Here is a 19,078-nt window from a genome sequence, read left to right as displayed (position 1 = left end):
CCTGCATCGTGCATGCTTCTTTGCACGGCACCTTTCTCCATGGAAGACATTCATGCGCTACTGGCTGATGAAGTCGGAACCGAACGAAGCGAGCATCGACCATCTCGCTCACGCTCCCAAAAAAACCCTGCCCTGGACCGGCGTGCGTAATTACCAGGCACGCAACTTCATGCGCGACGGCATGCAGATTGGCGACGGCGTGCTGTTCTATCACTCGAGTTGTCCGCAGCCGGGAATCGCAGGCATTGCAAAAGTGTCGTCGGCCGCTTATCCCGACCCCACCCAATTCGATTCCACCAGCCACTACTACGATCCCAAGTCATCGCAGGAAAAGCCGCGCTGGTTGCTCGTCGACGTCCACTTCGTGAAGAAGACGCCGCTTATCCCCCTCGCCACGCTACGCGATCACGCAGAGCTTGCCGATATGCAAGTGCTCGCCCGAGGCAATCGGCTGTCGATCACACCGGTTACCGAAACGCAATGGCGCTTTATCACCGAACACCTTTTGTAACCTCGTTGAAGGGAACTTCGCGAGCATGAGAAGCGCCTAAGCTTCGCGTCACATGACGCGCACTCATGCTTACGGAGTTAGACGATGACAAAGAAAAACACCACTTCCACACTGGCAGCCGCTGTGCTGCTTGCAGGCGCTGCCATGGCACAGAGCGCGTTTGCGCAAAGCGTCGTTCAGGCGCAGCCGTCGGGCGTGTTGTCGCTCGCAGCACAGGCCAGTGCTGACGTGCCGCAGGACGTGGTCGACATCACCCTGTTCTATGAGCAGGAAGCGCAAGACCCGGCCTCGTTGACGTCGGTGCTCAACCAACGCGCGGACGCCGCGCTGCGCCAGGCCAAAGGCGTCGATAACGTCACCGCGCACAGTGGTTCGTTCACCGTCTATCCGTCCACCGATCGCGATGGCCGTATTTCCGCATGGCGCGGCCGCACGGAAGTCGTGCTGGAGTCGAAGGACTTCGCCGCTGCGTCCAAGCTGGCGGGCAAGATGAGCGATTCAATGCAAGTGGGCAGTGTGACGTTCTCGCTCTCGCCGGAAGCGCAGCGCGCCGCGGAACAGAGACTCTCGACGCAGGCCATTGCTTCGTTCAAGCAGCAGGCACAGAGTTCGGCCCAGGCATTCGGCTATAGCGGTTATGCGATCCGCGAGGTGAACATCGGTCATAACGGGTCATCGCCGCGTCCGGTCATGATGATGGCCGCGCGCAGCATGAGCGCGGATGCAAAGATGTCGGCACCCATGGCGCTGGAAGGGGGCACGTCGACGGTGACCGTGAACGTGTCGGGTTCGGTACAGATGAACCGCTAGACGCTCAGTTCAAGGCTCGCTATATAAAAAAGCCTCGCTGCGCGCGAGGCTTTTTCATGGCATTTGCAAAGGCTGATCTCTCGTTCAGGAGAGTTTCGCGGACTCCGACGGCACTGCGCGCCCACGTCGATAAGACCAGACAAGCAGTCCAATTCCGCCAATGATCATAGGCAGCGAAAGCCATTGGCCCATCGACAGGTTCATGGCCAACAGGCCCAGATAATCATCAGGCTCACGCGCGAACTCAACCGTGAAGCGCGCGAGGCCATAACCAATCAGGAACACCGCCGAAATCCCGCCCACCGGCCGCTGCTTGCGTGACATCAGCCACATCACGATAAACAATGCGAACCCTTCCAGCGCGATCTCGTACAACTGCGACGGATGCCGCGGCAGCATCTGGTAACGCTCGAAGATCTCATTCAAATGCCACTGCGCGGCCTGTTGCGGATGGGTGCGCAGCCAGATGGCGTCATCGGGAGATGCGTTCTGGAACAGCATGGCCCATGGCGCGTTCGGATTGGTCACACGGCCCCACAACTCGCCATTGATGAAGTTGCCGAAGCGACCGGCCGCCAGCCCGAGCGGGACCAGCGGCGCGACGAAATCGGTGACTTGCAGCCAGGTCCGGTTTCTTTGCCACGCGAACAGGACCATCGCGAGAATCACGCCGATCATGCCGCCGTGGAACGACATGCCGCCTTCCCACACCTTGAAGATATCGAGCGGATTCGCGAAGTAGAAACTCGATTTGTAGAACACGACATAGCCAAGCCTGCCGCCCAGGATGGTGCCGAGCACCCCGTAGAACAGGATGTCGTCGATATCCTTCGTGGTCCATCCTTGCGCCGAGACGTACGGCAAGCGCAGCCGCAAGCGCCCGATGACGATGCACTGGATAAACGCCAGCAGATACATGAGGCCATACCAGCGCACAGCGAGCGGACCGAGATGAAGCGCGATGGGATCGAAATTGGGGTGAATGAGCATGTTTCTATTTACGTGTTGGGGTCACGGCAACGCAGGCACGGTAGCCGCATGAGCGCGCACTATATCGATAAAACCGGCGAGCACCGGGCTGACTTCCGCTGCGCGCCACACGAGTCCGGTCTCAACCACCGGCCCCGATTCGAGCAACGGACGATACACCACTCCGGTCCTGCGCAGATGACGCAGCGATTGCGGCACGAGCGCGACGCCCATGCCAGCCGACACAAGACTGACGATGGTCTGCATCTGGATGGCTTCCTGCCCGACCCGCGGCATCAGGCCAGCCGCGCCGTAGCAACCCATAATGATGTCATAGAATCCGGGCGCGAGACGCCGTGGAAAGACGACGAGCGGGGCATCGGCGAGTTGGTGAAGGCTCACAGGCGTCTCCGACCATTCTTCGGCGCCCAGCCCGAGCGCAGCCGCGGCGTCGCTGGACATGGCGATGACTAACGGCTCGCGCGCGATCGGCAAATACGACAGCGCGACGGCGTGGCGTGGCGGCAGCGGGGGAATGACGAGCCCGGCGTCGATGCGGCCCGCGACCAGTTCCTCAACCTGAACGTCGCTGGTGGCTTCCACGAGTTGCAGCCGGACGCCAGGGTAACGGGCGCCAAAATCGCGCAGCAAGAGCGGCAGGAGCCCGTAATCGGCGGTGGAAACGAACGCAAGCGATAAAACCCCCGCCTCGCCCCGCGCGAGCGATTGCGCGAGCGGTCTTAACGCATCCGCGCTGGCGAGCAGCCGTCGAACTTCGGGCAGCAGATCCTTGCCCACGGGCGTCAGCTCGACTGAACGCTTCGTACGTACAAACAGCGCGACGCCGAGCATGTCTTCCAGCGCCCGGATAGCCTGCGACAACGGCGGCTGCGTCATCGCGAGGCGCCCTGCGGCCCGTCCGAAGTGCATTTCCTCGGCAACCGTCACAAAATATCGCAACAATCTGAGTTCAATGTTCCGCGTTTCCACTGATATGTTCCACGACCTAGTAGACCCTGAATAATATATTGGACACGCGTTCGTACAAGCTTCATCCTTTCGCGACCAGACAATAAAATCCTCAAGGAGCCCCCACATGGCCTTCAATCGCCGCTCGAAAAACATCACGCAAGGCATCGCGCGTTCCCCGAATCGCTCGATGTATTACGCCCTCGGTTACAAGGACGAAGACTTCGACAAGCCGATGATCGGCATCGCCAATGGTCATTCCACCATCACGCCGTGCAATTCCGGCCTGCAAAAGCTGGCGGACGCCGCCGTCGAATCGATTCGTAAATCGGACGCCAATCCGCAGACCTTCGGCACGCCCACCATCTCGGACGGCATGTCGATGGGCACCGAAGGCATGAAGTACTCGCTCGTGTCACGCGAAGTGATTGCCGATTGTATTGAAACGGCTGTGCAAGGCCAGTGGATGGACGGCGTGGTTGTAATCGGCGGCTGCGACAAGAACATGCCGGGCGGCATGATCGGCCTCGCCCGCATGAACGTACCGGGTATCTACGTGTATGGCGGCACGATCCGTCCGGGCAACTGGAAGGGCAAGGATTTGACCATTGTGTCGTCGTTCGAAGCCGTCGGCGAATTCTCGGCTGGGCGGATGTCGAAGGAAGATTTCGACGGCATCGAGAAAAACGCCTGCCCGTCGAGCGGTTCGTGCGGTGGCATGTACACGGCCAACACCATGAGCTCGTCGTTCGAGGCGCTCGGCATGTCGCTGATGTATTCCTCGACCATGGCGAACCCCGACGAAGAAAAGGTCACGTCCGCCGCGGAATCGGCGCGCGTGCTGGTCGAAGCGGTCAAGGCCGATCTCAAGCCGCGCGACATCATCACGAAGAAATCGATCGAAAACGCCGTTGCGCTGATCATGGCGACCGGCGGCTCGACCAATGCGGTGTTGCACTACCTGGCTATCGCCCATGCGGCCGAAGTGGAATGGAGCATCGACGACTTCGAGCGCATGCGCAAGAAAGTGCCGGTGATCTGCAACCTGAAGCCGTCGGGTCAGTACGTGGCGACCGATCTGCACAAGGCCGGCGGTATTCCGCAGGTGCTGAAGATCTTGCTCGACGCGGGCATGCTGCACGGCGATTGCATCACGATCACGGGCAAGACCATCGCGGAAGAACTGAAGGACGTGCCGTCGAAGCCGCGCGCTGACCAGGACGTGATTTTCCCGATCAACAAGGCGCTCTACGACGAAGGCCACCTCGCCATCCTGAAGGGCAACCTGGCGCCGGACGGCGCCGTGGCGAAGATCACCGGCCTGAAGAACCCGGTCATCACCGGCCCTGCGCGCGTGTTCGAGGACGAGCAAAGCGCGATGACCGCGATTGTCGCGGGTCAGATCAAGGCGGGAGATATCGTGGTGTTGCGTTATCTCGGCCCGAAGGGTGGTCCGGGCATGCCGGAAATGCTGGCGCCTACTTCGGCGATCATCGGCCAGGGGCTGGGTGAATCGGTGGGCCTGATTACCGATGGACGCTTCTCCGGCGGCACGTGGGGCATGGTGGTGGGTCACGTTGCCCCGGAAGCCTATGCGGGCGGCACGATCGCGTTCATCAAGGAAGGCGATTCGATCACCATCGATGCCCACAAGCTGCTGTTGCAACTGAACGTGGATGACGCCGAGATCGAGCGCCGTCGCGGAGAGTGGACGCAGCCTGCGCCGCGTTATACGCGTGGCGTGCTGGCCAAGTATGCTGCGCTCGCGTTGCCGGCAAACAAAGGCGCGGTAACGGGTTGATTGCGGGGTAATTGCTCGCTGTTTTTCGCTCGCGCCGGCGGACCGTTTCAGGTTCTGCCGGCGTAGGCAGGGAATTTAATGCCGGGTTAAATGCCGGATTGCCGCTGCGCTGGGTCGGCCTCGGCTCCGGCAGCCAGAATCGCCCCGAAATCCCCTTCTTACTTGCGCCCTCGCCTTTCCAGTTCATCGGCCACCGCCTCGCGCACCCATTGCGTCAACTCGGTTTCCAGCGCCAACGCAACCTCCCGCGTAATCTGGCTGACTAGCCAGGTGGAATGCTCCTGCAACGATTCCCTGCAGCGTTCCTCGATCAACGCCCGGCCATCGCCAGTCAAAAAATGCGTGAAGCGCCCGCGCAGCCTGTCTGCGATCACATCGGCGTCACGATCCGCGCCGTGTGCAAGCTCCTCGTGCGATGGCACAGCCGCCGGCGATAACACCGGCTCCGGCGCACGCGGTGCAACACGGGCACGGTCCGGCCGGCCCGGCACGATGACATCGGTCAGCACGGGAATGGAGGAATCGAAGTTTTCGGGTGTTTCAGCCGTATCGGGCGCGGTGGTGATGGGCACGAGTGGACTCCGTCTCTTGATGGCAGGCTGTTGAAACCTGATGGCAGGCCGGGTGCGGGCTAACAACGGTAACGGCGCGCGTTTTCGCGATCATACCGCGCGGCCAGCGCACGCAGCGATTGGGTAAGACGCTCAGCTGCCCTGCTTGTAATTGTTGAGCACATAGCCCCGATCGCGATAGAAACGATACCGGTCGCGCCCAGCCACGAGTTCCTGCTCCTCGTTGCCGACCACTTCCAGCAGGCGTTCAAACCGCGCGAACTGCGGCGGTACGGTTGCGCCGAGGTTCAGCAGGATCTGCTGCTGCAGATCCTGCCCCAGCGATTCCAGCGACGCAGTCAGCAACACCGGCGTTTGCCCCGCCAGCGCGCTGTCCGCCATGCAATGCGGCACGAACTCGAGCGGCTTGAAGGTCCACAATTGCTCGTCGAACCGCTTCAACCGCTCGGGTTCGGCCAGCACGATCAACGGCTGACCGCTCAGGTAAGCCTTGCGCACGAGGCGGCAGGCGTACGCGATCGAATCCCCCACATTCGAATGGAAATCGATACGCGTCATGGCTGTGCCTCCCCGCTCACGCTTGGTTCAACCACGCTCATTGGCCCGCGCGATCGACCAGGAACTGCGTGAGCAAGGGCACCGGACGACCGGTTGCGCCCTTTGCCGCGCCGCTTTTCCACGCCGTACCCGCGATGTCGAGGTGAGCCCAAGGATAGTTCTGCGCGAATCGCGACAGGAAACACGCCGCGGTAATCGCGCCGCCCGGCCGTCCGCCAATGTTCGCGACATCGGCGAAATTCGATTTCAGCAGGTCCTGGTATTCGTCGTCGAGCGGCATGCGCCAGGTCGGATCGATGGCTTCCTTCGATGCATCCAGCAACTCGCCCGCCAGCGCGTCGTCCTTCGAGAACAAAGCGGTGTTGTGATGGCCAAGCGCCACCACGCACGCGCCCGTAAGCGTGGCGATATCGATAACTGCCGCGGGTTTGAAGCGTTCCACGTAGGTCAGCGCGTCGCAGAGAATCAGGCGGCCTTCCGCGTCCGTATTCAACACTTCGATAGTCGTGCCCGACATGGACGTGACAATGTCACCCGGCTTCACCGCGTTGCCGGCCGGCATGTTCTCGCAGGTCGGAACCACACCGATCACGTTGAGCTTCAACCCCATTTCCGCGATCGCGCGCATGGTGCCGAACACCGAACCAGCGCCGAGCATGTCGTACTTCATCTCGTCCATGCCTTCGCCGGGCTTGATGGAGATGCCGCCGGTGTCGAACGTGATGCCCTTGCCGACCAGCACGACCGGCGCGGCCTTCGCACCCGCGCCCTGGTGATGCATCACGATGAACGCGGGCGGTTCGACCGAGCCTTTCGCGATCGACAGGAACGAACCCATGCCCAGCGCTTCGATCTGCTTCTGGCCGAGCACTTCCACCTTCAGCTTGAATTCCTTGCCCAGCTTTTTCGCGGTATGGCCGAGATAGGTGGGCGTGCAGACGTTCGGCGGCAAGTTGCCGAGATCGCGCGTCAGGTCCATGCCGTTGGCGAGTGCCGTGGCGTGTTTCAACGCGAGCTTCGCAGCTTTTTCGTCGGCGGCATCGATGCTGAACACCACTTTCTTCAACGCGCGATCGCCGTTTTCCGGCTTGCTTTTCATCTGCGTGAACTTGTAGGTCAACTCGCGCAGCGCGAGGATGGCGCAGCGCACACCCCAGTCGCTGGTGCGCTCGGGCACCGGCAGTTGGGCGAGCGTGAACGCCACGTTCGCGATCTTCGTGGCAAGCAGCGCCCGCCATGCGGCGCGCGCGGCTTCCGTGTAAGCCTTCTGATTGAAAGCGTCCTGCTTGCCGAGGCCGACCAGCAAAATCCGTGACGCCCCAAGCCCCGTCACTTCGGTCAGCATCAACGTGGAACCGGCCTTGCCGCTCATGTCACCAGCTTTCACCGTGCGCGTAAGCAGCCCCTTGGTCACCAAATCCATCTCGCGGGCTGCGCCCGTCAACGTCTGCGCTTCGAACACTCCGAGCACTACTACATCGGCCTTCCCGTTAAGGAAACCATTTGCCGAGCCTTTGCTCCAATCACAGGCTTTTATGCTAAAGTCCATCGCGCTTATCCTCGGATAAAATCTGGGCTGAAGGAAGAAAGCCGCAATTATCCGCTATTTTTTCCGAGGCGGTCGCGGGCAGCGATACCCGGATTGAATGTCTCGCTCATGACTCGGTCGACTCGTTCATCCGGCACGTTTGTCATGGCGTGTGGTCCAAACGTGGTCCAAGCGCGGCCCGCACATAATCCAACCGCCTGGTCGCCGCCGGTTTCCACCTGACAATCAATGATCTTCGAACGCTCCCTTCAGCGTGAACTCGCGTATACGGCTGGCGCCGTATTCATGGTGCTGCTCACGATCATGCTGACCACGATGATGATCCGCATCGTCGGCTTTGCAGCATCGGGACAAGTCGATCCGCGCGACGTCGTCGTGCTGATCGGCCTTACCGTCATCGGCTATCTCGCCGTGATCATGATCGTGACCCTGTTCGTGTCCATCCTCTTCGTGCTGACGCGCTGGTATCGCGACTCGGAGATGGTCGTGTGGCTCGCGTCAGGCGTCAGTCAGACGGCGCTGATCAAACCAATCGCGCTCTTCTCCACGCCCATCATCCTGGCCATCGTATTTTTCGCGTTCGTGGTCTGGCCCTGGTCGAATTTGCAAAGCAAGCTCATCAAGGCACGGTTCCAGCAACGCGACGAAGTCTCGCTGCTCGCACCGGGTCAGTTCCGTGAATCGCAAACCAGCCACCGCGTGTTTTTCATCGAGAAGATGTCGCCGGATCAGGGGCATGTGCAGAACGTGTTCGTGACAAGCACGGAAGGCGGCAAGGTCAACGTGGTGGTATCGAAGAACGGCCATACCGAAACGCACGCCAATGGCGATCGTTTCGTGGTGCTGGAAAACGGCCGGCGCTACGACGGCATTCCGGGGCAGCCGAACTTCCGGATCATGGAGTTCGAGCGCTACGGCGTGAAAATTCAAAGCCAGCAATTCGTGAACACGCCTACCACGACCGGCATGTATACGAACGAGCTGCTGGCCAATCCCACCCGCGACAACCTTGCCGAAATCGCGTGGCGCGCGGGTCTGCCGCTGATCGCGATCAACCTGATGCTGCTCGCCATTCCGCTCTCCTACCAAAACCCCCGACGCAGTCGAACAATCAATCTCGTCATGGCAGTACTGATCTATCTGACTTATTCCAACCTGCTGAACGTGGTGCAGTCGTGGATCGAGCAAGGCCGGGTGTCGTTTGTTGTCGGGCTGGTGGGACTGCACATAATCGTCTCGGTCATGGTCGGGTTCATCTTCTGGTTGCGCATACGCAATCGGCCGCTCTTCAAGCTGTCGGCGTTTACCCGCTCGAAAGGGGCCTGACGCAATGCGCATTTACGAACGGTATTTCGCGCGTCAGATCTATCTCGCGTTCATCTTCATCCTGTTCGCGTTCTCAGGCCTGTTCTTCTTCTTCGACTTGATCAACGAGCTGAACACGGTCGGCCACGGCAACTACAAGTTTGGGCTCGCCGTGCTGCGAGTGGGCTTGCAGACGCCCTCGCGCTTCTACGAAATCATCCCGGTTGCCGCGCTGATTGCGGCCATCTACGTGTTCGCGCAAATGGCCGCCGCGTCCGAGTTCACCATCTTCCGCGTATCCGGATTGTCCACCGGCAAGGCGCTGCGCTCGCTGCTCAAGATCGGCATACCAATGGTCCTGCTCACGTATGTGATCGGCGAAGTGGTCGGCCCCTACTCGGACCAGCTCTCCGAGAAAGTGCGGCTCGAAGCACTGGGCTCGTCGGTGTCGATGAACTTCGAATCAGGCGTCTGGGTGAAAGACACGCTGACCGCACGCGCGGACGGCGAACAGGTCACCCGCTTTGTGAACGTGGGCACGCTGAATCCGGATACGACCATTGCGAACGTGCGCATCTACGAATTCGATTCGTTGTTCCGGCTGACGAACGTGCGCATCGCTAAAAGTGGCGTGTTCCAGCCGCCGGGCCACTGGAAGCTCACCGACGTAACGGATACCGAACTCATCGACGCGCCGCCACAAACCGTGAACCCCGGCGACGCGCTTAATCCCGTGTATCGCGCGAAACAGATCACCCTGCCCGAGTATTCGCTGCGCTCTGAACTCACGCCGCAGATTTTGTCGGTGCTGCTGGTGTCGCCAGACCGGATGTCGATGTTCAACCTCTTCAGATACATCCAGCATTTGACGGAAAATCATCAGGACACGCAGCGGTATCAGATCGCGTTCTGGCGCAAGATCTTGTATCCGCTCGCGGTGCTGGTGATGCTGGTGCTGTCCCTGCCGTTTGCGTACCTGCATACGCGCGCCGGCGTGGTCGGTGTGAAGGTGTTCGGCGGCATCATGATCGGCATGAGCTTCCAGCTGGTCAACACGCTGTTTTCACACATTGGTACGCTGAACACTTGGCCCGCGCCATTGACGGCCGCAGCGCCGGCGCTGGCGTACCTGATCGTCGGCTTGATCGGGTTGCGGTGGGTGGACCGGCATTAGGCTTCAAGCATTAGGGCTTCAGGCGTCAGCGCTTTGAGACGAGGGAGAACGCGATGAGCAAGCACGGCATGATCCTGTTCGGTCACGGCGCACGCGATCCACGCTGGGCCGAGCCTTTCGAACGGCTCGCCACGAAGCTGCGCGCAATGCGCAGCGCGCCGGTATCGCTGGCGTTTCTTGAACTGATGACCCCCGATTTACCCACGGCTGTCGAACGCCTGGCGGCGGATGGGTGTGACGCGCTCACCGTCGTGCCCGTGTTCTTCGGTCAAGGCGGTCATATACGGCGCGACCTGCCTGAATTGCTCGATCGATGCCGCGCGATGTTTCCATTGCTGACCATCCAATGCGCAACAGCGGTGGGTGAAGACGACTCGGTGCTCGATGCGGTCGCACAATATTGCGTTCGGCAGATTGAGTAGGTTTATCGCCCCTCACTAGCGTGCTGGCGAAAGCACGACCGTTTTCCACATGCCCCGCGAGTCATGGACTTCCGGGGCATTGTTCTGTCCGAAGGATTTTCCTGGCCGACGCCATTGTGCCTGCGCGCCGAAGAGGGCCGGAGCGAGCTTCAACGGACACCCGGTGCGGGCCAGATCATCAATCAAACGCGTTCTAATCAGCCAAAAATGGTCATATCTGATCAATTAAGCCACTTATTTTTTCAGATATGACCATTTTTGCATGTAGAAATATTGACGATCTTAGGATTTTGTCTATACTGACCAATTAAGTGGGTTTATATGTCAGATACGACAAAATGAAGCGCAACAACAAGGATTTTTCTTCGCCAGAACTTGGGCTTCAGGCCACGGGACTTGGACGCGCGGTCGCCGCCGCCCGGATCGCACGCAACATGACCCGGAAGGATTTTTCCGAACGAGCCAACATCAGCCCGAGCACCCTGATACGCATAGAAAATGGCGATGTTTCGGTCAGTTTCTCGTCGTGGCTGCACGCGTTCGAACGTGCCGGCCTCCTCGGATTGCTCCAGCCGCTCGCGAATCCGCAAAACGACGTGGTCGGCGAAGCGCGGCGCAAGACGGAATCTCGCGTGCGTCCACGCAAGACCGCTTCGAAGACAGGCGAGTATGATTTTTAATACAACAACCTGGAGCAAATACGTCTTCATCGCCCTCGAAGGAGCGGCCGAGGCGGTCCCTGCCGGTAAGCTCGAACTACTCGAAGAAGGTATCAAGCCCGTCGGGTCGACCTTCGTCTACGGCAACAAGTACTTACAGCGTGCGAACGCCGCTGCCGTGGACCCGGTCAGCATGCCTCTGAGCGAGGCGAAGAAGTCCAAGGAAACGGTATTTCAGCCCCCCGCAGGACTGGCGCTGTTTGGCGCAATCCGTGACGCGGCTCCGGATTCCTGGGGACGGCGCGTGATTGAGAATATGTTGAGGGCGGCGCCCGACGGTTTGCCCGAGACTGAATATCTGGCTCATGCCGGCCCCCACCGGACTGGCGCGCTGGATTTCAGGGACTCCCCCACCGCACCTGCAGAACCCGGCAAGTTGCCGGATGCAAAAGAGCTTTCTTATCTGCTCGACGCTGCAGCCATGATCCAGGACGGCAAGCCGGTTCCGAAAAAGCTGCAGTTACTCTTTAGCGTTGGCGCAACTTTCGGCGGCGCGCGACCCAAAGCCGTGTTGCTGGACGATGGCCGGCAATGGGTCGCCAAATTTCCTGTCGCCCGGGACGGTTTCAACGTTCCCGTCGTGGAGCGTGCAACGCTTGAACTCGCCCGCGAGTGCGGTATGCGCGTTCCCGCAACCAGGCCCATTCACTTGGCCGACGGGCGCGATGTCATGCTGATCGAACGATTTGACCGCGTGCCGTTGCCCGGCGGTACGTTCGGCAAACGCCACGTCGTGAGCGCGCTGACCATGCTCAAGATGCATGAAAGCGATACCGCATCGGCTAATTACACGGACCTGGCGGACCTGCTCGGTGAACGCGGCGCCACGGGCTTTGTCGCGGCCGACAAGATCGAGTTGTTCAAGCGAATGGTGTTCAACATCCTCGTGACGAACGACGATGACCATCTTCGCAATCATGCGTTCGTGTGGGACGGAGCAAACAAGGGCTGGCGCCTGAGCGACCTTTACGACGTCGTGCCGAAGCCGCAGGTCGGCTCCGAGCGTTTCCTCGTACTGGGCGTAGGTCCGGCAATGGGCCGGCTGGCGACGCTCGACAACGCCCTCTCCGCGGCGGGCCGATTCGGTCTGCTCAAACACGCGGCCGTTGAAATCATCCAACGTTTGTCGACTGTTGTGAGAGAGTGGCGGACTTATTTCGAGGAGTTCGGTGTTCCCCGAACCGAGTGCAACAAAATCTCCTCTGCATTCCGCAAGCCGCAGGCCATTGGGCTGCGTGAAGTGGAGAAAGCGTAGTGCTTCAACGCTCGCGAAACGGGTCGTTGAAGCACGCAATTGCGCAGGCATCAGGAAACCGGCGCAGGTGAAAAAAGCCCCGTGGGTCAGTGACCCACGGGGCTTTTCAGACGACGAATCACAAGCAGTCTAAAGCTCGCCAAGGCAGCGCGGTTTCACCGCGTCGCCCGCCTGCGGCCTCAATCAAGCAGCAGCCTGTTGCAATGCCGCTTCCGCGTTTTGGACCGGTACTACCATAACCGACCGATCTGCAAATGCCTCACCGATCATCAGCAAACTCGGCTGCGATGCATCGAGCCAATTCTGCGCTTCCCCAATCGCCATTTCGCCCAGCGTCAGCGTCAGCGAACGTTCGCGCGGCGTACTGCAAGCCTCGACGATGGCAACCGGCGTCGACGCCGACCGCCCTGCATCAATCAGTTGCTGCGCAATCTCCGGCGCGCTGTCACGGCCCATGTAGAACACGAGCGAATCCGCGCTGGCCTGCTCGCGGATTTCATCGCTGTCAGGGGCACGGCTGTACGTTGCCAGAGCAACGCTACGCGACACCCCGCGCAAGGTCAGCGAACGCTTCAACGTCGCGGCGCTTGCCAGCGCGGCCGTGATCCCCGGCACCACTTCGTACTCAATACCCGCTGCTTCGAGCGCGCGCATTTCTTCGTCGGCGCGGCCGAACAGCATGGGATCGCCACCCTTCAGGCGCACGACGATCTCGTGTTCGCGGGCGGCATCGACGATCTGCTTGTTGATGAAATGCTGCGCCGTTGAACGCTGTCCGCAGCGCTTGCCCACCGCAATCTTGCGCGCGTCCGGCGCGTAGTCGAGCATGGCCGGCTCGATCAACGCGTCGTGCAGAACGACCTGCGCCTGGCTCAACAACCGGGCGCCCCGAACCGTAATCAGGTCCGCAGCACCCGGCCCCGCTCCGATCAAATACACCTTACCCATAGTCGATTCTCAGGCTGAATACGAGCGAATCATCCCGGCCGCAACCGTGTGATGCGTCGCTTCATCGATAAGAACAAACGCGCCCGTGCCCTGATGCGTGTCGTAAGCATCGCAGACGATCGGCTTTTGAAGCGTCAGCGCCACGCGGCCGATGTCGTTCATCGTCAGGTTATGGCGGTCCACCGAATGCAGCAGCGTATGCACGTCGAGCACTTCCTTGATTGCACCAATCCGCGCGAACACCGTGTTCGTGGTCTGCTTCAGCAAGTACTTGCGTTGCGGTGAAAGCGGCTCCTCGTCGAACCAGCAGAGGTCAGCGTCCAGCTTCTTCGCCGGCTCGATCTTGGCGCCGCTCGTGTTGCGCGGCACGAACGTATCGCCACGCGAGACGTCGACATCTTCCGCCAGGCGAATGGTCACCGTCTGGCCCGCGAACGCGCGATCCACTTGCGCCACGCCGCCCGGAACCGGTGCGATGATCTCGGCAACGGTTGCATCGCGATTGGCCGGCAACACGGTGATGGTGTCGCCCAGTTTCACTTCGCCCGATTCCACCCGGCCCATGTAACCGCGGAAATCGTCGGCCTGACTGCCGTCCTGCCGTGCGACCCATTGCACCGGGAAACGCAGCGCTTGATCCACAGGCTGCGTAACCGGCAGCGCTTCAAGCAGATCGAGCAGCGGTTCGCCCGCATACCACGGCATGCGCTCGCTGGCGGTCACGATGTTGTCACCCTTGAGCGCCGACACCGGCACGAAGCGCACATCGGCAATTCCAAGCCGACGTGCGAGTTCAACGTACGCGTCGCGGATCTCGTTGAAACGCGTCTCACTGAACTCGATCAAATCCATCTTGTTGATCGCGACGATCACATGCTGCAGCCCAAGCAATTTGACGATCGCGCTATGGCGCACTGTCTGCGGCAGCAGTTGCGCTACGCCATCCTGCAACGTCACGCGCGTGGCATCCACCAGAATGATCGCGGCATGCGCGGTCGATGCGCCCGTCACCATGTTGCGCGTGTACTGCTCGTGGCCGGGGGTATCGGCGATGATGAATTTGCGCTTGGCCGTGGCGAAATAACGATACGCGACGTCGATCGTAATGCCCTGCTCACGCTCGGCTTCAAGACCATCAGTCAGCAGCGACAGATCGATTTCGTCACCAACGGTGCGCTTGTTCTTCGCCCGCGACAACGCCGACAACTGATCCGACAACACCGCTTTGCTGTCGAACAGCAGGCGGCCGATCAGCGTGCTCTTGCCGTCGTCAACGCTGCCTGCCGTGATGAAACGCAACACGCCGAGGTCTTCGGGTTGATGAATACTCATGATGTTTCCCTGTTCCTTGTTTGCGGCGTGATGCTTAGAAATAACCTTGTTTCTTACGGGTTTCCATGGCGGCTTCGGACGCTTGATCGTCCATGCGCGTGGCGCCGCGTTCCGTGATTTCCGTCACGGCGGTTTCCGCGATGATCTTCTCGACGTCGTCGGCATCGCTGGCAACGGGGCACGTGCAACTGATGTCACCGACGGTACGGAAACGCACTTGCGCGACTTCGGACACTTCGCCTTCCAGCAGCGGCGTGATCGGCGTCAGCGGCACGAGCAAGCCATTGCGGCGAATAATTTCGCGATCGTGCGCATAGTAAATGGACGGCAGCTCAAGCTTCTCGCGCCCGATGTATTGCCAGATATCCAGTTCGGTCCAGTTCGAAATGGGGAACACGCGCAAGTGCTCGCCGTTATGCAAACGCGCGTTGTAGATGCTCCACAATTCCGGGCGTTGCGCTTTCGGGTCCCACTGGCCGAATTCATCGCGGAAAGAGAAGATGCGCTCTTTCGCGCGGGCCTTTTCTTCATCACGACGCGCGCCGCCGATCAGCGCCGTATAACCGTATTCCTCGATGGTTTCGAGCAACGTCACCGCTTGCGCGGCGTTACGCGAATCCGTTTCGCGACGCAGACGCACGGTGCCTTTCTTGATCGAATCTTCGACATGACCAACCACGAGTTCCGCACCAATTTCAGCGGCGCGACGATCGCGGAAGTCGATGACTTCGCTAAAGTTATGACCGGTATCGATATGAACCAGCGGGAACGGCAGCACGGTCTTGCGACCCGAGCCCAGGCCAAATGCCTTCAACGCAAGATGCAGCACAACGACCGAATCCTTGCCGCCGGAGAACAGCAACGCGGGCTTGCTGCACTCGGCCACGAGTTCGCGCAGGATGTGAATGGACTCGGCTTCGAGCCAGTCAAGATGATCCATCCGGGTCCCGCGATTCGCGATGGGAGCGTTGAGTGTTGAATCGAGCGTGCTGCTCATATGCGTCGTTCCTTGGTTGCTTTGCATGACACCAAACTTGTGGCGTCGTGCGTCAATATCAATGCGTTCAGAGCGCCGAGGTTGGCGCTGCGCTGCGGTCTTCCACGATCCTTATATTCGTCACGTGCAAGCCGCATTCCTTCGTGTCCCGCGATTCCCACCACCAGCGTCCTGCCCGGCTGTCTTCGCCCGGACGGATAGCGCGCGTGCACGGCTCACAGCCAATGCTCGGATAACCGCGCGCATGCAGCGGGTTGACGGGGACATCGAAGGCCTTCAAATAAGCCCAGACATCGGCTTCGGTCCAGTCCGCGAGCGGATTGAACTTCGCGATATCGCGCGGCGCGTCGTGCTCTTCCTCATGCAACTCTACGCGCGTTACCGATTGCTCGCGCCGCTGTCCCGTGACCCACGCGCTCACATCCTTCAGCGCGCGATTCAACGGCTCGACCTTACGAATTCCGCAACAGCTTTTACGCAGATCGACGCTCTCGTAGAAGGCGTTCAAACCGTGGTCACGCACATACTCTTCAACCGCTTCCGGCAGCGGATAAAACTGTTCAATGTCGTATCCATACCGCTCTTTCACGCGATCAATCATGCCCAGCGTTTCAGCATGCAGACGACCGGTGTTCAGCGAGAAAATGCCGATCTTTACGCCGCGCGAAAGAATGGCGTGCGTGAGCAACATGTCTTCGGCGGCGAGACTGCTGGCTAGCTTGACGTTCGCATGACGTTGCGCGATGGAATCGAGCCGCGCATCAAGACGACCGGCTTTGGCTTGCAGTTCGGCATTCATGCAGACGCTCCGGCGGCAGCTTTGCCACGACGGCGGAACAGCGGTTCCGGATTGTCCACAGCGCTCTGGTACGGGATGCTCAATTCACCGAACGCGTTCAATGCGTCGTGAATGTCTTTATCGGCACGAACGGCGAAGGCGTCGAAACCGCAACGCGCGTGGAAGCGCAACTGATCGCGCAACACGTCGCCAATAGCCCGCAACTCGCCGGTCCAGTGATAACGCTCGCGCAGCAAGCGGCCTATGCTGAAACCACGGCCATCGCTGAACTTGGGGAAATCGACGGCGATCAGCGCGATCTTGTCGAAGTCTTCGACCAGTTCCGCGGGTTCATCGTCGGGGGCGAGCCACACGCCGATCGGTTCCTTCTTGTGCGCCGCGGTCAACGCGTTCTTATGCTCTTTCCACCACGTGAACGGCACAATTACTTTGCCGGGCAACAACGCATCGACTGCGGGCAGCGTGCCATCTTCAGCCGCACGCACCACGTTCCAGTCGTCTTCAACCACTTCGCGGTTCTTGATTATCAAAGCCATGTGCTTATTCCTTAGCGTTTCAAGCATGTGCCGGCTGGCGCGACGCGTACACGCGTTCCTTGAACGGCGCGATGCCGATACGGCCATACGTCTCGATGAAACGCTCGCCTTCAATGCGATTCTCAACGAACGTATCGATCACTTGCGACACGACCTCGGGCATCTCTTCCGCCGAAAACGACGGGCCGATCACGCGGCCAAGATGCGCGCCCGTTGCGCCCGAGCTTTGCTCGCCGCCGAGCGTGACCTGATACCACTCCGAGCCGTCTTTATCGACACCGAGCACACCGATGTTGCCAATGTGATGATGACCGCACGCGTTGATACAACCCGAGATGTTGAGCGTCAGGTCGCCGAGGTCGTACACGTAGTCGAGATCGCTGAAACGCTCTTGAATCGCTTGCGCAATCGGGATCGACTTCGCGTTCGCGAGCGAGCAGAAATCGCCGCCGGGGCACGCAATGATGTCGGTCAGCAAACCAATATTCGATGTCGCGAAACCCAGCGCTTTCGCGCGTTCCCACACCGCGAACAGATCGCGTTTCTTCACGTTTGCCAGGATCAGGTTCTGCTCATGCGAGACGCGGATTTCGCCGAACGAGAATTCATCGGCGAGATCGGCGACGGCTTCCATCTGCTTGTCCGTTGCATCGCCCGGCGCAATGCCGGTCGGCTTCAGCGACAACGTCACCGACGCATAACCCGCCACCTTGTGCGGCCGCACGTTGCGCTCGATCCAGCGCGCGAACGGCTTGCTGTCGATGAGATGCTTTTCATACGACACATCCGTATCCGGCAGCTTTTCATACGCGGGCGGTGCGAAGAACTGCGACACGCGCGTGAGTTCTTCTTGCGTGAGCGTGGAAGGACCGTCCTTCAAATGCGCCCACTCTTCCTCCACTTGCTGCGCGAATTTCGCGGGGCTCAGCGCCTTCACGAGAATCTTGATCCGCGCCTTATATATATTGTCGCGACGGCCGTAGCGGTTATACACACGCAACACGGCTTCGCAATACGTCAGCAGATGCTGCCAGGGCAGGTCTTCCTTGATGATCGCGCCGACGATAGGCGTACGACCCAAGCCGCCGCCCGCGAGGATGCTCGCCACCACTTCGCCCGCAGCGTTCTTCTTCAAGTAGACGCCCAGATCATGCACTTGCACGGCTGCGCGATCTTCCACCGAGCCATTGACCGCGATCTTGAACTTGCGCGGCAGCCACGCGAACTCAGGGTGGAAAGTCGACCATTGGCGCAGGATTTCAGCCCACGGACGCGGATCGACGATTTCATCGGGCGCGACGCCTGCGAATTGATCGGCGGTGATATTGCGGATGCAATTGCCTGACGTTTGAATGCCGTGCATTTGCACCGACGCCAGTTTGCGCAAGATTTCCGGCGTTTCTTCGAGCTGGATCCAGTTGAACTGGATGTTGGTCCGTGTCGAAAAGTGGCCATAACCGCGGTCGTGTTCACGCGCGATCGTGCCGAGCATGCGCATCTGGTCGCTGCGCAAGTTGCCGTACGGAATCGCGATACGGTGCATGTACGCGTGCCGCTGCATGTACAGGCCGTTCTGCAGACGCAGCGGCCGGAATTCTTCTTCGCTCAACTCGCCGGACAAACGGCGGCGCACTTGGTCGCTGTATTGAGCGACGCGTTCGTCGACGATTTTCTGGTCGATCTGATCGTATTGATACATTCGGGGGCCCCAGTTTTCAGTAGTTCCGTCAGTACGGCGTCCTAGCCACGCCGCACGTCTCTATAAGTAGAGTCATTGCCTGGAACGCCGTTCGGACGATGCGTTCATTTGCTTATGACAAATACAGATATCGATATTGGAAAAATTGGCTCG

19 protein-coding genes are annotated in these 19,078 nt (G+C 60.0%); 8 read left to right on the top strand and 11 right to left on the bottom strand.

Going from position 1 to position 19,078, the window contains the following annotated elements; all coding sequences use genetic code 11:
- The first annotated feature begins 52 nt into the window (after positions 1-52).
- Positions 53-511 (top strand): EVE domain-containing protein, encoded by a 459-nt coding sequence (locus ACSQ36_RS03765; RefSeq protein ID WP_436180953.1) that lies wholly within the window; start codon positions 53-55, stop codon positions 509-511.
- Positions 512-595: 84 nt separating this feature from the next.
- Positions 596-1,321 (top strand): SIMPL domain-containing protein, encoded by a 726-nt coding sequence (locus tag ACSQ36_RS03760; protein WP_436180952.1) that lies wholly within the window; start codon positions 596-598, stop codon positions 1,319-1,321.
- An 84-nt stretch (positions 1,322-1,405) separates the two neighbouring features.
- On the opposite strand, the gene lgt is transcribed toward ACSQ36_RS03760, so the two are convergent.
- The gene (gene lgt, locus ACSQ36_RS03755; RefSeq protein ID WP_213762467.1) at positions 1,406-2,311 is read right to left on the bottom strand and encodes a prolipoprotein diacylglyceryl transferase; all 906 of its coding nucleotides are present in this window, start codon (positions 2,309-2,311) and stop codon (positions 1,406-1,408) included.
- 21 nt (positions 2,312-2,332) lie between these two features.
- Positions 2,333-3,220 carry a LysR substrate-binding domain-containing protein gene (locus ACSQ36_RS03750; RefSeq protein WP_436183079.1) on the bottom strand — a complete coding sequence of 296 codons (888 nt, stop codon included), beginning with the start codon at positions 3,218-3,220 and terminating at the stop codon, positions 2,333-2,335.
- A gap of 166 nt (positions 3,221-3,386) precedes the next feature.
- Between ACSQ36_RS03750 and ilvD the strand changes: the two genes are divergently transcribed.
- Positions 3,387-5,060, top strand: a complete 1,674-nt coding sequence (ilvD, locus tag ACSQ36_RS03745; protein ID WP_436180951.1) for a dihydroxy-acid dehydratase — start codon at positions 3,387-3,389, stop codon at positions 5,058-5,060.
- 158 nt (positions 5,061-5,218) lie between these two features.
- On the opposite strand, the gene ACSQ36_RS03740 is transcribed toward ilvD, so the two are convergent.
- From ACSQ36_RS03740 to ACSQ36_RS03730, 3 genes are all read right to left on the bottom strand, one after another.
- Positions 5,219-5,632, bottom strand: coding sequence for a DUF2486 family protein (locus tag ACSQ36_RS03740; protein WP_436180950.1), 414 nt, complete (start codon positions 5,630-5,632; stop codon positions 5,219-5,221).
- A gap of 132 nt (positions 5,633-5,764) precedes the next feature.
- The gene (locus tag ACSQ36_RS03735) at positions 5,765-6,190 is read right to left on the bottom strand and encodes a DNA polymerase III subunit chi (protein ID WP_436180949.1); all 426 of its coding nucleotides are present in this window, start codon (positions 6,188-6,190) and stop codon (positions 5,765-5,767) included.
- A gap of 37 nt (positions 6,191-6,227) precedes the next feature.
- Positions 6,228-7,739, bottom strand: a complete 1,512-nt coding sequence (locus ACSQ36_RS03730) for a leucyl aminopeptidase (protein WP_436180948.1) — start codon at positions 7,737-7,739, stop codon at positions 6,228-6,230.
- A gap of 228 nt (positions 7,740-7,967) precedes the next feature.
- Here ACSQ36_RS03730 and lptF point away from each other — a divergent pair, with 228 nt between their 5' ends.
- The 5 genes from lptF to ACSQ36_RS03705 all read left to right on the top strand — a co-directional run bounded on the left by lptF (position 7,968) and on the right by ACSQ36_RS03705 (position 12,614).
- Complete coding sequence (gene lptF / locus ACSQ36_RS03725; RefSeq protein ID WP_436180947.1) at positions 7,968-9,065, top strand: LPS export ABC transporter permease LptF; 1,098 nt, start codon at positions 7,968-7,970, stop codon at positions 9,063-9,065.
- Positions 9,066-9,069: 4 nt separating this feature from the next.
- Positions 9,070-10,218: an LPS export ABC transporter permease LptG gene (gene lptG, locus ACSQ36_RS03720; RefSeq protein WP_213762460.1), complete on the top strand. Its 1,149-nt coding sequence runs from the start codon at positions 9,070-9,072 to the stop codon at positions 10,216-10,218.
- Between the two features lie 53 nt (positions 10,219-10,271).
- A complete protein-coding gene (locus ACSQ36_RS03715) occupies positions 10,272-10,640 on the top strand; it encodes a sirohydrochlorin chelatase (protein ID WP_213762459.1) in 369 nt (122 codons plus the stop codon).
- Between the two features lie 338 nt (positions 10,641-10,978).
- Positions 10,979-11,320: a helix-turn-helix domain-containing protein gene (locus tag ACSQ36_RS03710; protein ID WP_213762458.1), complete on the top strand. Its 342-nt coding sequence runs from the start codon at positions 10,979-10,981 to the stop codon at positions 11,318-11,320.
- Complete coding sequence (locus ACSQ36_RS03705; protein WP_436180946.1) at positions 11,310-12,614, top strand: type II toxin-antitoxin system HipA family toxin; 1,305 nt, start codon at positions 11,310-11,312, stop codon at positions 12,612-12,614. Before ACSQ36_RS03710 ends, ACSQ36_RS03705 begins: the two co-directional genes overlap by 11 nt.
- Before the next feature lie 183 nt (positions 12,615-12,797).
- On the opposite strand, the gene cobA is transcribed toward ACSQ36_RS03705, so the two are convergent.
- The 6 genes from cobA to ACSQ36_RS03675 form a co-directional block, all read right to left on the bottom strand.
- Positions 12,798-13,562, bottom strand: a complete 765-nt coding sequence (gene cobA, locus ACSQ36_RS03700; RefSeq protein ID WP_436180945.1) for a uroporphyrinogen-III C-methyltransferase — start codon at positions 13,560-13,562, stop codon at positions 12,798-12,800.
- Positions 13,563-13,571: 9 nt separating this feature from the next.
- Positions 13,572-14,897 (bottom strand): sulfate adenylyltransferase subunit 1, encoded by a 1,326-nt coding sequence (locus tag ACSQ36_RS03695; RefSeq protein ID WP_436183078.1) that lies wholly within the window; start codon positions 14,895-14,897, stop codon positions 13,572-13,574.
- A gap of 31 nt (positions 14,898-14,928) precedes the next feature.
- Positions 14,929-15,891 carry a sulfate adenylyltransferase subunit CysD gene (cysD, locus tag ACSQ36_RS03690; RefSeq protein WP_436180944.1) on the bottom strand — a complete coding sequence of 321 codons (963 nt, stop codon included), beginning with the start codon at positions 15,889-15,891 and terminating at the stop codon, positions 14,929-14,931.
- 67 nt (positions 15,892-15,958) lie between these two features.
- Entirely contained in the window at positions 15,959-16,690 is a 732-nt protein-coding gene (locus ACSQ36_RS03685; RefSeq protein ID WP_436180943.1) for a phosphoadenylyl-sulfate reductase, read from the bottom strand.
- Positions 16,687-17,226 carry a DUF934 domain-containing protein gene (locus ACSQ36_RS03680; RefSeq protein WP_213762454.1) on the bottom strand — a complete coding sequence of 180 codons (540 nt, stop codon included), beginning with the start codon at positions 17,224-17,226 and terminating at the stop codon, positions 16,687-16,689. The genes ACSQ36_RS03685 and ACSQ36_RS03680 overlap by 4 nt, the downstream gene beginning before the upstream one ends.
- A gap of 19 nt (positions 17,227-17,245) precedes the next feature.
- Complete coding sequence (locus ACSQ36_RS03675) at positions 17,246-18,925, bottom strand: nitrite/sulfite reductase (protein ID WP_436180942.1); 1,680 nt, start codon at positions 18,923-18,925, stop codon at positions 17,246-17,248.
- Positions 18,926-19,078 lie beyond the last annotated feature (153 nt).

The sequence above is a fragment of the Caballeronia sp. LjRoot34 genome (assembly GCF_964253815.1).
Taxonomy (GTDB): domain Bacteria; phylum Pseudomonadota; class Gammaproteobacteria; order Burkholderiales; family Burkholderiaceae; genus Caballeronia.
Note: the sequence above shows the minus strand (reverse complement) of the source record. Positions and strands in the feature narration are given on the sequence as shown.